The organism is Enterococcus sp. DJ147D b (genome assembly GCF_058216655.1).
In genome coordinates, this window is sequence record NZ_CM177104.1 from 761,812 (window position 1) to 777,788 (window position 15,977).

Genomic DNA, 15,977 nt, shown 5'->3' on the forward strand with positions numbered 1-15,977 from the left:
ATGTTCAAACAAATAAAGAAGTCGCGACTGATAGCAAGTAGTTTGTTGTTGTTGAGTTTGCTTTTGACAGCACCATTACCAGCATTTGCACAAGAAGATGCCGGTGAAGTTGGTTATGATATCCAAGCAGTCATTCCAGAGAACCAAATTGACAAAGAAAAAAGTTTTTTCGATTTACGAATGGAACCAGCACAAGAACAAACCATCAATGTAAAAATCAACAATACTTCAAATGAGGATGCAACTTATAAAATGGGGATCAATCAAGCCTACACGAATAGCCAAGGGTTTATTGACTACAATGAAAAAGCGGAATCGGAAAAGAATAATTATCCTTATGCGATCGATTCGATTGCAAAAGTAGCAGATACAGTAACTGTTTCTAAAAAAAGCAGTAAAAATGTGCCAATTACGTTAACGATGCCCAAAGATCGCTTTGATGGTCAAATTTTAGCAGCAATCCAAGTGGTGAAAGAAGCAGATAAAGATCAAAAAGGAATCGTGAATAGTTACGGGTATATTTTAGGCTTGAAACTAACTGAAACGGACACAGAAATAGCAAGAAAGTTAGAGTTGAAAAAAGTTGAACCTGCTATTTCATTTGGAAAAACTAGTGTAGTAGCTATCTTAGAAAATCCAACAATGGATGCCTATGGTCATTTAACTTATGGTGCAACGGTAAAAAATCGTAAAACGAACAAAGAAGTGCGTCACGTGGCTTACGATAATGATATGCAATTAGCGCCAAACTCAAGCTATCGTTTTGCAATCGATTGGGAAAAAGAACCACTTGAAGCTGGCGAATATAGCTTGCATCTGCGTGTAACAGATGCAAAAGACAATGAGTGGGTGTTTGATGAAAACTTCACGATTTCAGATAAACAAGCCAAAGAAATCAATGAAGCAACGATTGATGCAGGCAAGAAAACAGCCATTCCAATGTGGAATTATCTTGTATTTGGCATTCTCCTTGCAATCATTCTATTAGGAATATTCTGGATCATTCTTCTTAAGAGAAGAAAAAAAGAGGAAGAGTCAGAAACAGAAACGAAATAAAAACCTAATAAAAATTGCAAACGAAGTTGGACAATCAGATGTCTAAACGTTGTTTGCAGTTTTTTATTTTTAAAATAGACAGCAACCTCAAATAGAATAATAGAGGTTGCTGTCTATTTATTTGTTTAAAGCATCTAAACCGATATCAGCCAAAAAATTAGTTGCAGGTGATAATTTTGGATTGTAATAAATTTCAGAAAAAACAAGTGAGTCAACACTTGCTTGATCGATAATCATTTGCGTAAGGATATTGATCAAATCCAACATATCTTTTTGGCTGCTAATCAACTGGGCACCAAATAACTGTTTAGTTTGGCTATCATACAGCACTTTGATTGTGACAAAGAAACCTTTATCGGCATGATACTTAGAAAAATGCGTATATGTTTTAGTGATCGAAGTTGTTTCTAAATCATAAAAATCCGCTTCGTCTTTTGTAATTCCAGTACTACCGAGGAAGACACCAAAGATTTCTGTTCCAATTGCTCGCTGAGAATTAGAAATTGGCTGTGGATCAGGTAATGTGATGTGGCTGGCAGCGACCAATGCAGTTTTACGTGCATTTCCAATAAGTGGCAGGTAGGCTGGTTCACCATGAACGCCGAATGGCAATTTGACCAAATCACCAATTGCATAGACATCTGGATTAGAAGTTTGCATGAAATCATTTACTAAGATTGTTTGGTCGAAATCAAGATCAATCAAATGCTCAACTAATTCAATTTCGGGTTTAGGATTAACTGCAAAGACGCAGGTATCGACAACTTTCGTTTGTCCCGAGAAGAATTGAACTTCTAATTGTTCTTTGCCACTTTTATTAATTACTTGATAGTGATTGAAACTTTCCGATAGCCGTAAATCAATCGAGTCAGGTATATGTTGCAACAAAATGTTAGTAATTTCTTCATCAAAATAGCGAAACGCCGGGCGATTCATCTGCTCGATAATTGTTACTTTTTTATCCGGTTGTGCAGCCAAACTACTAGCTAATTCCAAACCAATCAGACCGGCACCAATGATAGCGATTTGGTCACTTTCATTGATTTTTTGATAGGCTTCAATTGTTTTTGAACGACTCTTATACGTAATAATATTTTGGTGAGTCTCTTCCGTATCTGGAATCAACGGGCTGAAGCGATCAGATCCCATTGCTAAAATGAGTTTATCGAATGTTTGGGTAGTAGTCTCCTTATGCAAGTTACTTTGATAAGTCACTTCTTTCTTTTCCAAGTCGATGTTGCTAACGGTTGTTTCAAGAAGTAAATGGATACCTAGATTTTCGAGTGTTGATTGATCACCCACTTCACCTTTTTCGATTTCATTTGCGGTAAATAATCCATTAAAAATCAAATTGACGCTACTTGGAATGAAACCCAGAACTTTTGACTTTTCAATTAAGTATACTTCGACATTTGAATCTAATTTTTTCAAATATTTACTAGCAGCAATTCCAGCATGGGAGCCGCCGATAACGATGACTTTCAATTATATTCCTTCTTTCTTTGAATAGTCTTTAAGTAGCTGAGTTAAAGCTTGGATGTCTGTTTGTGTCTTGAAATCATTGATAATGTATAAGTCTTTAAATGAAAACTGATGCGTGGCAAATGCAGAGTCAGAGATCAGCAAATCATATTTTTTATTGACGTCAGCTTCTTCGCAATGAATGTAAAATTTTGTGTCGAACTCGTTTTTGATACTTTCCATCACGATATTTGTCTGTAAGTTGTCCCGATTAAAAAAAACGCCAATTTGAATCGTTAATTGAGAAAAACGACGCATTTGATTGATAAAGTAAAGGTGGATTCGCGTAACTAACTGTTTGGTTGTTTCAAGAAGAGCAAAACCAAGAATATCTTCTGTTTCTTGAATGATTGTTTGAACGAGTTCAAAATTTGGTGTAAAAATCGATTGATTAACTAGTCGCTCAAACAACATTTCTTCTTCGAAAAAAGTGATATTTCCTTTAAAATAAACGATCGTGCTGTTCAACTGTGTTAAAAAGTACTTCCATTCTTGAATAAACTGTGGATCGATGTCTTCAGAGTCAAGACGATAGGCTGTTTTGACTTGTTCCACGACCATCTGATTCAGTTGGATGACTTTTGGATTGAATGTCGGCCACTCATTGGTTGGAAGTAAAGAGCGATGACTACGTTCGAGAACAAAGAAGGAAGAAATAAATAAATATAAGTAAGTTGCTTTGTATTCGAATTGTAATTCAGCAGAGGGACTTACAGAGAGAAAATAGGACTCACGAACCAATTGATAAATAGGTTCTTCAAGGTAGTCTTTCCCTAAGATAGCCATCGTTTCGACAGAAGGTGGATTCGTTAATTTTTTTGTCCTTTTCTTCAAAATCCAGATCCACAAATAAAGTTTTAAACGAGTAGTGGTACCAAACTGTTGCTTTAATTTTTTTTCCAGAAAGGAAACGAACAATAAACTATTGCGATCGTTTTCTTTTTGATGAAGTTCTTCCAAAGGAACTGAATTCCAAATTAGTTGGAAGAAAAAGTAACAAATCTGTAATTCATCACCAGTCATTTTTCCTCGCCGAATTTTGATGTTAAACTCTTCTAGCAAATCATTGAGTTTTGTAATATGCCGATAAACTGCAGCTTCACTAATTAAAAATCGTTGAGATAATTCATAGATCGAATAGCTAGAATGATGGTACAGATGGAGTAAAATCTGATATTTCGTCGATTCTTGGAGGTAGTAATAGTATAGTTTATCTAGATTTGTTTGGTTGCTTTTTTTTAAAGTAATTTGATTCTTTTCGTGATTGATTTCAAGACTCAAATCAAGTTCTAACGCTTTTAAAATAAAAGCTAATTCTTCGATATTATTATGAAAAAGAAAAGGAGTAACTGCTAAATCATTTAACAGTTTAGGAATATCTGCTGTTAAATTTTTATCTAATAAATAATGAATAATCGAAATCTGGATTTTACCATTTTTTTCGAGTAAATTAAAAAGTTCCATTGTCTGTTACACCACTCTTTATGCGTTCTACACTACTGTTTAATTGTAATTGTTTCTTTTCGATTAGACAAGTTTGATTAAAACACTCTGACTTGTTGGTAGATAAAGGTTTTAATACGTTGCTTTTTTTAATAATTTAGCGAAAAGTGAAAATAAATGATAAAAATAAGCCCTCAAAGTTTTGTTAGTAAACAAAAGGAAAAGAAAACGTGGCTAATTGGACTTCTTAGTATTGTCTCACAAATCTATTTGATTATTTGCGTAGTGATTGACAAATACAAGTCTAAATAGATTAAAAAAAGAGCGAACAGTTTTTCACCGTGCGCTCTTTTTGGGTAACCATGTATTCTATTTTACAGTAACTGTCATTAAAGATTTAAGTGTATTAGAACTTTCACTTGGAATGCCACTACTTAATCTTACTTCAAGCACATCGCCAGATTTCAAATCTGATTTTTTAATTTTGATTTGAATAGTATCTTCGGTTTCTTTAGAGACAGAGCTATAATAAGCTTTATTTTCAAAAGTTTCTGCTAGATATTTATAATTTTGGCAAACGACGAAACGATTACTTCCTTTATATGCTTCTTTGTCGAAATCTACATAAATATTATTTTCATCGTAACTAATGTTTTTAACAGCGTCGTTCATTTCAGCAATATTTAAATTGACATCTTTATCTAAGGTCAGTGTTTCCAACAACTTTTTGTTTTCAGTACTTTGACCAGGTTTTCCTGAAACGCTGTATACTTCAATCTTTTGATCTTTCCAGCCAGCGAAAACTTTGGCAATACTAGTTTTCTCGCCATAGTTTGTTGAATTACTGTAATAACCTTTTCCTTTATAAGTTTCAAATGAATATTTACCATCTAAGTAAACAACAAAACGTTCTTCACTATTGAATTGTTCAGTTGATAGGTTTAAGTTGATATATGTTCTTCGTGTTCTTTCGTCGATACTGACAGTAAGTAATTTATTTTCTTCAACAGGAGGATCAGTTGGATCAGTCGGCTCAGCAGTTAATACGTTGTTTACGATTGATCCCAGTTCGGCATCTGGCGTATCATAACTAAGTTCCCAAACGATTGCCCCACCGTATTCATTGTTTACCGTCCAATTTACTTTTTCTTGGATTGATTGGATATTATCATAAGAATAGAATTCTTTTGCGTCTGCATCGTAAATATATGGTGCTTTTGCTTGATCGTCCCATTTAGCAACTAAGCTGTCATTAGGATCTTCGTTCGCTTGAGCTTCGAGGTCTTTGATTTGCCACCAAGGTTTTAGGCCAGCTGGTTGGTAAGGATCATCCCAAGTGCCGCCGACTGGAGCACCCCTACTTGCAGCACCTAGTTCACCAGATTCCACATTTGCAAATCCACGTGAGTAGTAACTCATACCCACCATTAATTTGTTTTTAGGAATGTTATATGTTTCGCTGTATTCTTTCATTGCGGAAGAAACGTTGAATTTTTGGTCTTTATCTGTTTCAGTTGCATACAATCCAGAGTGATGCCCTGTTTGTGCATCAAATCCACCACGGAAATCATAAGTCATGACATTGAAGTTATCAACGTACTCATTGACTGTTTCAGGAGCGATAAATTCCATTTTTTCGTGTGAAGCTGTTACAGCAATACTTAATTGATAATATGTATCATTTTCTTTTCCTGCCACTGTTAATTTTTCACGTAGCTGTTTCATCAAGGCAATAAATTTTGTCTGGCGATCGGCGTTGTCCGGGTATTCCCAATCGATATCAATACCATCAAAGTTATGATCTAACATAAATTTAACTGCTTCATCTGTGAAAGCATCCATTTTTTCAGGTGTTTTTGTCACAATATCAAAAGCCATATCGTTAACTGAATTGTTCCAACCACCGATTGAAACCATTGCTGCTACGTCATTTTCATCCGCCATGTCAGTAATTTGGCCGATATAGTTTTTCCCACCACCTGATACAGTATCATCAAAATCTGCCCAAGCGTCGTTTGAAGTTAATTTTCCTGTCTTAGGATCAATAATCATGAAGCCATAGTTTACGTGCGTGATTTTATCGAAAGGTACGTCAACTGGATCATATCCTTTTCCATCAAGAACGCCTTGGCTATAGTTATAGTCAGCATTATTTGGTTCATAATCTGTTTTGTAACCTTGCCAGTTAGCGAAATAACCAATAACTTTTTTCTGATTTTGAACAGTTTCAGCTTGGACCTTTTGATAGTCATCAGCGGCTGCACCTGTAAATTTGTTGAAATTAAATGTTGCAATTCCAGCTGGAACATCTTTTACTTTTGTCCACATTGGTGCAGAACCAGGCGCTTGATTCGCTTCTGCCCAATAAGAATTTGTCCATAATGCGTTTTTATAGATAACCAGTGATCCACCAGCATAAGATTTTGCTGACCAAGTTTGAGCAGATGCGATTTGTTCATCGTAATTTGCAACGATGACTTTTTGAGTTCCTTTAAAAACTTGGTTTTCTTTTCCACGTGTCCAAGAAGCGCCGTTGTCATTTGACCACATGTGTGCGTCTGTTAATCCGTTGATGACATTTGATGTGTCATCCATTACCAAACCAGAATTATTCCCTTGTGTTTCAGTTGCAAATGCTTGAAGTGGTGCAGAAGATAATAGTGTCAATCCTGCCATCGAAGCTGCTAGCAACGTTTTCCATTTTGTTGTCTTCATTTTTTCTTTTCTCCCCTTGATAAAATATTTTTGCAGCGGTCGAGGTGACTCCTCGACAACCACATCTAAAGTTAAAGTTTATAAAGAGTAAAGTAAATTTCTAAAATTACCGCGTGATAGGAAGAAGAGAGTGTTATTTAATGTAAAAGCAGTCTTGACAGCAATTTGAGCATTTTTTAGTGAGAAATATTTTTTTAATGGAATGGCTGTTTTTTCAGCTAAAAGTAATTGAAAGACAAAAAGAAATGGAAACTTATAAAAATATGACAAAGAAAGTTTGATTATTTATAGTAGTGTAATAGATGTCGAGTGAACTGTTACTATTTCTTGAAATTTATTTAGCTTATTACTAAACAAATCCTATAAGTCATGCTATACTATTTTTTGTAACAGATATATAAACTGTATTACTTTGTGTTGCTTGTTTATTATCTGAGTTGAAAGAAAATAAGCTGTTAAAGGAAGTTGTATGATGGAAAAAGAAATGAAACAAGGTTCTAGAGCTGTAGTAGAAAGCTTGATTAATCATCACGTAGATTATATCTTTGGTATCCCTGGCGCAAAAATCGATGGTGTATTCAATGAATTAGAAGACCAAGGCCCTGAATTGATCGTGACTCGGCATGAACAAAATGCGGCATTTATGGCACAAGCAATTGGTCGAATTACTGGTGAACCTGGAGTTGTTATTGCGACAAGTGGTCCTGGTGCAAGTAATCTAGCAACTGGGTTAGTAACAGCAACTGCCGAAGGCGATCCAGTATTAGCAATTGGCGGACAAGTAAAACGAAGTGATTTATTAAAACTGACGCACCAAAGTATGGATAATGCAGCATTATTTAAACCAATTACAAAGTACAGTGCGGAAATCCAAGATCCAGAAACAATTTCAGAAGTGATTGCTAATGCGTATCGTATGGCGAAAAGTTCAAAAAAAGGTGCAAGCTTTATCAGTATTCCACAGGATGTCGTTGATGCACCGGTGAAAAGTGATGTGATCCAACCTTTAAGTGATCCACAATTAGGTTCTGCATCTGCTAATGATATCAGCTACTTAGCTGAGCGCATTCGTGAAGCAAAACTGCCTGTTTTATTGGTGGGAATGCGTGGTTCAAGTGAAAAGGAAACCGCAGCTATTCGCAAATTAGTGGAAAAAACTTCATTACCTGTTGTTGAAACATTCCAAGCTGCAGGCGTCATTTCACGTCAATTAGAATCACATTTCTTTGGGAGAGTAGGTTTGTTTAGAAATCAACCTGGTGATATGTTATTAAAACGAAGTGATTTAGTCATCGCCATCGGTTATGATCCGATTGAATATGAAGCACGTAACTGGAATGCAGAAAAAGATGCAAGAATCATTGTCATCGATGAGACACCAGCTGAAATCGATTCATTTATGCAACCAGAAAGAGAATTGATTGGTGACATTGCGGCAACGCTTGATTTACTTAGCGATTCTTTAGAAGCGCAACAAGTCTCGGGTGATGCGAATGAATATCTTGACTCATTACAAGAAAAATTAACAGCTCGCGATGTTGTAGAAAAGACAGAAGACGAAGGAATTTTACATCCATTAGAAGTCATTAACACATTACAATCAAAAGTGACTGACGAAATGACCGTCACCGTTGACGTAGGTAGTCACTATATTTGGATGGCACGTCACTTTAGAAGCTACGAACCACGTCACTTACTATTTAGTAATGGAATGCAAACATTAGGTGTGGCTTTACCATGGGCAATTTCAGCTGCACTAGTTCGTCCAAATACGCAAATAGTTTCAGTTTCTGGTGATGGTGGCTTCCTGTTTTCTGCACAAGATCTAGAAACAGCTGTACGAAAAAAACTAAATATCGTTCACTTGATTTGGAATGATGGTCACTATAATATGGTTGAATTCCAAGAACAAATGAAATATCAACGGTCATCAGGTGTTGACTTTGGTCCGGTTGACTTTGTTAAATATGCAGAAGCTTTTGGTGCAAAAGGAATTCGAGCAACGAATGTTCAGGAACTAGAACAAGCTTTAACTGATGGTTTTGCCACTGAAGGACCTGTAATCATTGATATTCCAATTGATTATCGGGATAATGAAAAACTCGGTGAAACGATTTTACCGGATCAATTCTATTAAGAAAAGGGATGTGTGTAGGATGACAGAGGCAAGTTTATACCAACACGGTACACTAGGTGCATTGATGGCAGGATTGATGGATGGAACGGAAAAGATGGCTGAAGTCTTGAAGCACGGAACGTTAGGATTAGGAACGCTCCACGGTTTAGATGGGGAAGTTATTATTGTGGATGGAGTTGCTTATCAAGGAAAATCAGATGGTTCAGTTGTGCGTTTGACAGGTGAAGAAAAAACACCTTATGCAGCTGTAACAGATTTTACACCAGATAGAAGTATCGAAATCACAACGCCTCATCTAGGTGATGTATTAAAAGAAACGATTTTGGCAGAAGAAGCAGGGAAAAATTTATTTATTGCAGTTAAAATTACTGGGGTATTTAAAAATGTGCATATTCGTATCATGCCAAAACAAGAAAAACCTTATAAAAGACTTGTAGAAGTTTCGCAAGATCAACCAGAATTTCATCAAGAAGAAGTGGAAGGAACATTAGTCGGATTCTTTACTCCTGAATTATTTCAAGGAGTAGCAGCTGCTGGATTCCATTTGCATTTTCTTGATAAAAGCAAAACATTCGGTGGGCATGTGATTGATTTTGAATTAGCAAATGGCCTAGTGGAAAGTAGTCGTATCGAATCCCTTATTCAACATTTTCCAGTCAATGACGGAACATTTGTTGATAATGAAATCGATTATGCCAACTTAGCAGAAGAAATTCAAACAGCAGAATAAGTAGCTTCTATTACCAGCATACAAAAAAAGCGTGAGACAAGAATATCATTTTTCAAAAATAGCGTAACAGCTAATTCTTTTGAAAAATGCGCATTCTGTTTCGCGCTTTTCTTAACTTAAATACCTAATAATGGGGCTGGATCTACAAAATTAGACCATAAACTTGTTGAGACACCAAAATGAAGGTGAACCCCAGTTGAATTTCCTGTTGTTCCCATACCGCCTAGAAGTGTTCCTGCATTAACAGAGGCACCAACATTCGTAGAGAAACTACTTAAATGCATATAATAAGAATAATAGCCATCAGCATGCTGGATAATGACATGGTTTCCTGCAGACCAATGATAGCCAGCTTCAACAACTTTTCCAGCTTTTGCAGCAAAAACGGGTGTTCCAGAAGCTCCAGCTAAATCAATTCCGTCGTGAGATGTACCGGACGCGCCAGTAGGATCGACACGATTACCAAAAGGACTCGTGATAACAAGTGAAGCTAATGGCGCGCTCCAACCTGAAGTATTTTCTTCTGGTTTAGTTACATTATCTTCTTCAGGTACTTCCGGAACAGAAACGACTGGTGTGCTATTTTCTGTGTTGTTTTCGGTTTGTACTTCATTTGAAGATTCAACCTTTTGTTTCTGTTCTTTTTGAGCAGCTAATGATTGAGCCTGCGCTTCATTAGCAATGCGCTCTTTTTCAGCAGCCACAGCGAGTTCTTTTTGTTCATGAGCTTTGCGCGCGTCTTCTTCTGCTTTTTTACGAGCAGCTTCTTCAGCAGCACGTTGTTTTGCCAAAGCTTTTAGTTGCTCTTGACGTTTTTTCTCTGCTTCAACTTTTTGTTTTTCAAATTTTTCTTTCTGTTTTTTCTCAGTAGCTAAGCTAGCAGATAGTTCGTTGATTTTAACCTCTTGATCTAATTTTGCTTTCGTCAACTCATCTTGTTTGGCTTGTAATTCATTCGTTGTTTCAATCAAAGATTGTAATTTTTCTTCTGATTTCTTTTGAAGTGTTTCTAATTCAGCTTGATCTTTTTGCTGCTCAGACATAATCTCTTTGTTTGCGCTGATCAGTTTTGTTACAGCATATGCTTTGGTAATTGCTTCGTTGATCGAATCAGACTCCGCCATCACAGATAGAATATCGCTGGCATTTTGATTTGTTTGAACATTGCGAGCTTGCTTTTGGATTTGTTCCTCACGTTTAGCAATCTTGTCTTTCAAGTCAGCTATTTTTTGAATCAAGTTAGTTAATGTTTGTTCTTCAGTATTTTTTTGTTGAAGGATTTTATAACTTTCTTTTTCAATCTGACTGACGTTTTCTTTAATGGTTGCCAATTCTTGTTCAGAAGCAGTTTGATTTTTTTGTAGTTGTTCAATTTTTTGTTCTTGTTCATTGATCTTGTCGTCTAAAGTATCTGCTTGCGTGGCAATTGGCATGCAAAGTAAACTTAGCGCAAATGAACATGTGACGATTTTTTTTAACTTAATCATAGTTTCCCCACTAACATCTTTTTTATCCATTTCAATTTTTACATTTTGTATTGTAAGACAGAGTTGTGGGGAAGTTGTGAAGATTCATTCAATGAGTGAAAAAAAGAAAAATTTAATATAACTGAAATAATTACAAAATAATTGATACAAACTCAATCGAATTGATAAATGATCCAGAGGGAAAGAAAGGTATGATTGAGTAAATTGTGTAAAAGAATGAAGAGAAAGGAGGAAACTAGGTGCATATAAAAATATTTACGAAAAATAAAAAAACACTGTCTTCAATAATGAAACGATTGCAAAAAGAGCAGTTAGAGTTAAAAGTGAGTTATCAATCCGTTCTAGCGAAATTACATAATGAATCAGCAGATGTCCTACTTATTATGGATGATCGTTTGGCAGAGCTTCCAGAATCAGTTGCGAGTCGCTTTCCATTAGTTGTTGCTTGTACCGAACCACTTTCCGAGCAAGAAAAAATTGTTTTATTCCAAAAAGGTGTAAACATTTTATGGTCTTGGCCTGTTAGTTTTGAATTAATGAAGGCAAAAGTAGAATCCTTGCGCTCAGCATTGTTGAAGCAAAAAAAATTAAAAACTAATAATCAGTCTGTTTATCAGAAGTTCCAAGTGTTGGAAGAAAAGCAAGTGATCTTATTACATGAACAAGAACTTTCTTTAACAAAATCGGAGTATCGTTTGTTTAGTTTGCTGTTGAACCATCCTTTACGAATTTTTTCTCGTGAAGAATTATTGATTTTATTGGGCAATGAAAAAGGATCGGGAAGAGTGATTGATACGCACATCAAGAATATTCGCAAGAAAATAGAAGAAGTTGCGGGAAGTGCAAACTATATCCAAACGGTTCATGGTCGTGGGTATCGTTTTACAAATGCTACACATTAAAATTACAACTGGTATTGGTGGAATAACTGAGCTATAATTTCTGAATAAAAGGAGTGTGTTGCTGCGATGTGGTCAGAAAAACAAAAAAGAGATGCGTATGAACTTTTACTGTTACAACAACAAGGATTACTTGAAGCTGAAACGAATTGGCTAGCCAATCTTGCGAATTCTTCAGCACTTTTAGCAGATACTTTACCGGAAACGGTCTTTGCGGGGTACTATCTATTTGATGGTAAAGAACTAATTCTTGGGCCGTTTCAAGGAAGAGTTTCTTGTACAAGAATCAAACTGGGCAAAGGCGTTTGCGGGGAGTCAGCGGCAAAACGAGAAACACTTATTGTCACAGATGTAAAAAGTCATGAAAATTATATTTCATGTGATTCAGCTGCACGTTCAGAAATCGTGGTTCCATTAGTTAAAGACGGAGAATTAGTAGGTGTTTTAGATATTGATTGCGGAAAAGTCGCAGGTTACGATGAAATCGACAAACAATTTTTAGAACAATACGTGGCGCTAGTAGAGAAAGCCGTGCCTGCTAAAGTCAATCTTACTTGCTAGTGAAGTTTAGAACGAGATAAAACGAATTCGATTGATTAAACTACTTGCTAAAATTCAACAAGTAGTTTAATCAATTTTTTTATAAAAATACTTAAGTTATCATTTTTCTCCATTTGATTTTAATGTTAATATAATTCCAATGAGATTATAAAATAATTAGAAGGTGATTAACTATGGAAAAAGAAGAAATCATTTTGGGACAAACTTATGAATGTCATGCGATTGGATTGAAAAAGAAAGTAACTGGAGAAATCATAAAAAAATTAGAGAATTCAGTGATTCTTTGTGTAGAAGAATGCGATAGTATCGATCATGCAGAGGTTCTGGAAAAAGCTGGAAAAGTCATGGCTAAGTATTCTGAAATTTGTAATCCAGAAATATCGGAACGTTATTTGATTGAAATTGCCTAATTCAATAAGTATAACCATTCAGCACCTGGCAAAGGTGTTTAATGGTTTTTTTTTGAAAAAAATTGTAGTGTTTATTTCCCCTTTAAAATCTACTGGAGAATGGTTATACTGGGAATTAGTTTTAATGATTACTTGAAAGGAATGAAGAAAATGGATATCCAAAAAATTGAGTACGACTCAGAAAAATATCAACAAACGTTAAACTTGCGAAATAAAGTCATGCGTATTCCGCTGGGGTTAACGATTGAAGAAGAGGATTTTTCACATGAGGCGGAGCAATATATTCTTGGAGCATTTGATGATGAATTCCTTTTAGGTGTTGGCGTGCTTAATCAGAAGCTAGATGAATCAAAAATGAAAGTTGAGTATCTATGTGTTGATTTGCAAAGGCAAAGTGCAGGTGTAGGCAAACAATTGCTCAAACATCTGGAACTTTATGCGAAAAAAAAGCAAGCCAAAAGAATCGAATTAGAAGCGCGGGTAAGTGCGCAATCATTTTATGAAAAAATGGATTACGTTGCATATGGAGAGACGTATTTAATGGCGATTGCGCCAGTTGAACATATCCGAATGGAAAAAATTTTGTAGGCTCGTAATTTAATAGAAGAAAAAGGAAAACGTGAGGAGAGATGTTCCTTGCGTTTTTTTGTTAAAATACAGATTTCTTTATTTTAGTTAAGAAAAGGATTCATTTTTGGATGACAAATGGAAGTGACTAAGAGGAATTTGCAGTTGTTGCAGTGAGTATATCTAGAAAGTTTGCATTAAAATTTATTAAATAACTCTAATTATCTAAGAGAGCGTTTTCTTTTGCGGTATTTTCGTGATTTAATGAGCTTGTTGATAATACATATATTGATACTTCTGTATAGAATGGGTAGTTTGGTAGAAAGACATAGTAGAGATTTTGGAGGTGAAAAAGAAATCAATGAGAAGAAGGAGGTTTGTTTTCGTAATATTTTGTTTAGTTCTTTTAATAACGATGGGGGGTGGATATTTTATTTTGAAAAGATACCAAACAGATTGCAACATACAAATTCAGAAAAAATAGAGTTAAAACAAAATATGCAAGAAGAAGTTAAAATTTATGATGAAAAGATTGCTAATTTAGAAGATAAAAATAAATTGATAATAATGAACAGTCACGAACTATATTTATTGAATCAAGATAATATTTTGCTTTACTTTGGTAGGAATGACTGTTCAGTTTGTCAAGGTTTTCTTCAAACGCTAACGCCAATATTAGAACATACTGATCGAAAAATATATTATTTCGATACTAATGATAAGGATAATTTACATTATGAAGAGTTAATCAATGAATATGGCATCACACAAGTTCCAACTTTAGTAAGATTAAATCATTCAAAAGGTAAAAAAATAATATTTAATCCTGAAAAAGATGGGCTTGCATCATTCATAAAAAAAGGAGTATGAAAATGAAAAAAAATATATTAACAGTATTATTAGCATTAACTTGTATTTTTACAATAGGTGGTATTACTGCAACTGCAGAAGTTAATGAAAAATTAACACCAGAAAACGAAGATATTATTTCTGTTGTTGAACAATATACTTATGTGGATAATGAAGGTAACAAGTATTTTGATATTGAGTCTGCAGAATTAGATGGTGTAGAGGATTATATTATCGAAATTGGCTATGTAATTGAATCATTTGACTCAACAGAAAGAAGTATAAGTGCTAGAGCAACATTTTTAATTTATGGCAACTATTGTGGCTATGGAAATGCAGGAAAAGGAAATATGCCTACTGATGATTTAGATACAGCATGTATGTATCATGATTACTGTTATATACATGGCGGAAATAATACAACTTGTAATAAAAATTTTCGGGCAAGGTTGAAGGCTATTATGAATAGTACAAACAAGTTAAGTTATAAATATGCGGTTGCTGCAGGTGCATATGTTGTATTCAGTTGATGGATGAAAAAGTAAGGATTACTTTATCAGTAATTACTATTTTATTAGGCATAGTTATGTTTCTTCAACAATCTTTTTTTTCATTAAGAATTCCTCTATCTGTCTTTACACCATTAATCGGTTCAATCGGACTATTAATAGCGATAAGATTGAAAAGAGGGACTTATAGGACAGTTATTCTTTTAGCAAATAGTATCATGATGTTAGTATTTCCGATATATTTAGTTCTCGTGTTTATCTTTCCGGCATTTTTTGTGTGAATAATAGCGAATTTATCAGACTTTCACCCTGCAAATCTTATGAAGTATTTTTTGTATAATCAATGAGGAAGTTGATCATCAATCAAAATCAGATGATAGTAGATAAATTTAGTTAATATTCAGACCGACACTAGAATTTTATAAAAAGGTGACCTAAGTCTTTCTCTCTTTTATGAAAGGCTTAGGTCACCTTTTTATGAGCAATAATAAGTTTCAACGTTTTTTCTGGCAGGTAGTTTAGCCTCTTTACTACAAAGTGTTAATCAAATTTTCTCTATTTGAGCAAAATAAAAAAACGTTGATTGAACAACGTTTTTTCGTATTATTGTTTGTCTCAACAATATAAATATGGAGACGGCGGGAGTCGAACCCGCGTCCAAACACATCGCCACTTAAAAATCTACGTTCATAGTCAACTCATTTAAGGTTTCGCTTTACAACTTGCCGAGTGACAGGCATTTTGTATTGCTAGTCTGATGCGCTCTTTTTCAACTTACAGACGGAAAGTTGAAACGTATCCCACTAAAGTTAGGACCCTTACTCGAGCACATGGGCGATACCGAGAGGATCTACGCTAACTGTTTTTAGGCAGCTAAAGCGTAAGAATAGTTTTCGTTTTTAGCAGTTATATTTAACTGTAACGTTTTAACGTAGACGTAACCTACGAAACGCAATTCAAGCTCAAACTGTGCCTGTCGAATCCGTAACGTCCCCGTAAAGTCACAAGGGTTACAGATGCATTACGCACAAAAATAGTATACCATATTTTAAACTATTTTCAATAAAAAAGCGTTAAGAACAAAGTAAGAGCA

The 15,977-nt window shown here is 35.0% G+C and carries 13 protein-coding genes and 1 other RNA gene; 9 read left to right on the forward strand and 5 right to left on the reverse strand.

Annotated elements, in window-relative coordinates:
* On the forward strand, positions 1–1,056 hold the full coding sequence (locus AC4BD1_RS03710; RefSeq protein WP_490485836.1) for a WxLIP family cell surface protein: 1,056 nt from the start codon (positions 1–3) through the stop codon (positions 1,054–1,056).
* Between the two features lie 117 nt (positions 1,057–1,173).
* On the opposite strand, the gene AC4BD1_RS03715 is transcribed toward AC4BD1_RS03710, so the two are convergent.
* From AC4BD1_RS03715 to AC4BD1_RS03725, 3 genes are all read right to left on the reverse strand, one after another.
* The gene (locus AC4BD1_RS03715) at positions 1,174–2,541 is read right to left on the reverse strand and encodes an FAD-dependent oxidoreductase (protein ID WP_490485837.1); all 1,368 of its coding nucleotides are present in this window, start codon (positions 2,539–2,541) and stop codon (positions 1,174–1,176) included.
* Entirely contained in the window at positions 2,542–4,041 is a 1,500-nt protein-coding gene (locus AC4BD1_RS03720) for a helix-turn-helix domain-containing protein (RefSeq protein ID WP_490485838.1), read from the reverse strand.
* A gap of 348 nt (positions 4,042–4,389) precedes the next feature.
* The gene (locus tag AC4BD1_RS03725) at positions 4,390–6,735 is read right to left on the reverse strand and encodes a glycosyl hydrolase family 18 protein (protein WP_490485839.1); all 2,346 of its coding nucleotides are present in this window, start codon (positions 6,733–6,735) and stop codon (positions 4,390–4,392) included.
* A gap of 472 nt (positions 6,736–7,207) precedes the next feature.
* Here AC4BD1_RS03725 and alsS point away from each other — a divergent pair, with 472 nt between their 5' ends.
* Entirely contained in the window at positions 7,208–8,872 is a 1,665-nt protein-coding gene (gene alsS / locus AC4BD1_RS03730; RefSeq protein WP_206909814.1) for an acetolactate synthase AlsS, read from the forward strand.
* Between the two features lie 19 nt (positions 8,873–8,891).
* Positions 8,892–9,602 carry an acetolactate decarboxylase gene (gene budA / locus AC4BD1_RS03735; protein WP_206909812.1) on the forward strand — a complete coding sequence of 237 codons (711 nt, stop codon included), beginning with the start codon at positions 8,892–8,894 and terminating at the stop codon, positions 9,600–9,602.
* 116 nt (positions 9,603–9,718) lie between these two features.
* On the opposite strand, the gene AC4BD1_RS03740 is transcribed toward budA, so the two are convergent.
* Positions 9,719–11,089, reverse strand: a complete 1,371-nt coding sequence (locus AC4BD1_RS03740; protein ID WP_490485840.1) for a peptidoglycan DD-metalloendopeptidase family protein — start codon at positions 11,087–11,089, stop codon at positions 9,719–9,721.
* A gap of 239 nt (positions 11,090–11,328) precedes the next feature.
* On the opposite strand from AC4BD1_RS03740, the gene AC4BD1_RS03745 reads away from it, so the two are divergent.
* The 6 genes from AC4BD1_RS03745 to AC4BD1_RS03770 all read left to right on the forward strand — a co-directional run bounded on the left by AC4BD1_RS03745 (position 11,329) and on the right by AC4BD1_RS03770 (position 14,905).
* The gene (locus tag AC4BD1_RS03745) at positions 11,329–11,991 is read left to right on the forward strand and encodes a winged helix-turn-helix transcriptional regulator (protein WP_490485841.1); all 663 of its coding nucleotides are present in this window, start codon (positions 11,329–11,331) and stop codon (positions 11,989–11,991) included.
* A 66-nt stretch (positions 11,992–12,057) separates the two neighbouring features.
* Positions 12,058–12,549 (forward strand): GAF domain-containing protein, encoded by a 492-nt coding sequence (locus AC4BD1_RS03750; RefSeq protein WP_490467010.1) that lies wholly within the window; start codon positions 12,058–12,060, stop codon positions 12,547–12,549.
* Positions 12,550–12,722: 173 nt separating this feature from the next.
* On the forward strand, positions 12,723–12,959 hold the full coding sequence (locus AC4BD1_RS03755) for a hypothetical protein (RefSeq protein ID WP_490485842.1): 237 nt from the start codon (positions 12,723–12,725) through the stop codon (positions 12,957–12,959).
* A 99-nt stretch (positions 12,960–13,058) separates the two neighbouring features.
* On the forward strand, positions 13,059–13,547 hold the full coding sequence (locus AC4BD1_RS03760) for a GNAT family N-acetyltransferase (protein WP_490485843.1): 489 nt from the start codon (positions 13,059–13,061) through the stop codon (positions 13,545–13,547).
* Positions 13,548–13,841: 294 nt separating this feature from the next.
* Positions 13,842–14,396, forward strand: a complete 555-nt coding sequence (locus AC4BD1_RS03765) for a DUF6568 family protein (protein ID WP_490485844.1) — start codon at positions 13,842–13,844, stop codon at positions 14,394–14,396.
* Positions 14,397–14,398: 2 nt separating this feature from the next.
* On the forward strand, positions 14,399–14,905 hold the full coding sequence (locus AC4BD1_RS03770; protein WP_490485845.1) for a phospholipase A2 family protein: 507 nt from the start codon (positions 14,399–14,401) through the stop codon (positions 14,903–14,905).
* 606 nt (positions 14,906–15,511) lie between these two features.
* Here the strand turns inward: AC4BD1_RS03770 and ssrA are convergent.
* Positions 15,512–15,879: a transfer-messenger RNA gene (gene ssrA, locus AC4BD1_RS03775) on the reverse strand.
* Positions 15,880–15,977 lie beyond the last annotated feature (98 nt).

Bases quoted from the DNA above. Each gene is read 5' to 3' on its own strand.
- AC4BD1_RS03710 (WP_490485836.1), top strand. From the start codon at position 1: ATGTTCAAACAAATAAAGAAGTCGCGACTGATAGCAAGTAGTTTGTTG.
- AC4BD1_RS03720 (WP_490485838.1), bottom strand. From the start codon at position 4,041: ATGGAACTTTTTAATTTACTCGAAAAAAATGGTAAAATCCAGATTTCG.
- AC4BD1_RS03725 (WP_490485839.1), bottom strand. From the start codon at position 6,735: ATGAAGACAACAAAATGGAAAACGTTGCTAGCAGCTTCGATGGCAGGA.
- alsS (WP_206909814.1), top strand. From the start codon at position 7,208: ATGGAAAAAGAAATGAAACAAGGTTCTAGAGCTGTAGTAGAAAGCTTG.
- budA (WP_206909812.1), top strand. From the start codon at position 8,892: ATGACAGAGGCAAGTTTATACCAACACGGTACACTAGGTGCATTGATG.
- AC4BD1_RS03740 (WP_490485840.1), bottom strand. From the start codon at position 11,089: ATGATTAAGTTAAAAAAAATCGTCACATGTTCATTTGCGCTAAGTTTA.
- AC4BD1_RS03750 (WP_490467010.1), top strand. From the start codon at position 12,058: ATGTGGTCAGAAAAACAAAAAAGAGATGCGTATGAACTTTTACTGTTA.
- AC4BD1_RS03755 (WP_490485842.1), top strand. From the start codon at position 12,723: ATGGAAAAAGAAGAAATCATTTTGGGACAAACTTATGAATGTCATGCG.
- AC4BD1_RS03760 (WP_490485843.1), top strand. From the start codon at position 13,059: ATGGTTATACTGGGAATTAGTTTTAATGATTACTTGAAAGGAATGAAG.
- AC4BD1_RS03770 (WP_490485845.1), top strand. From the start codon at position 14,399: ATGAAAAAAAATATATTAACAGTATTATTAGCATTAACTTGTATTTTT.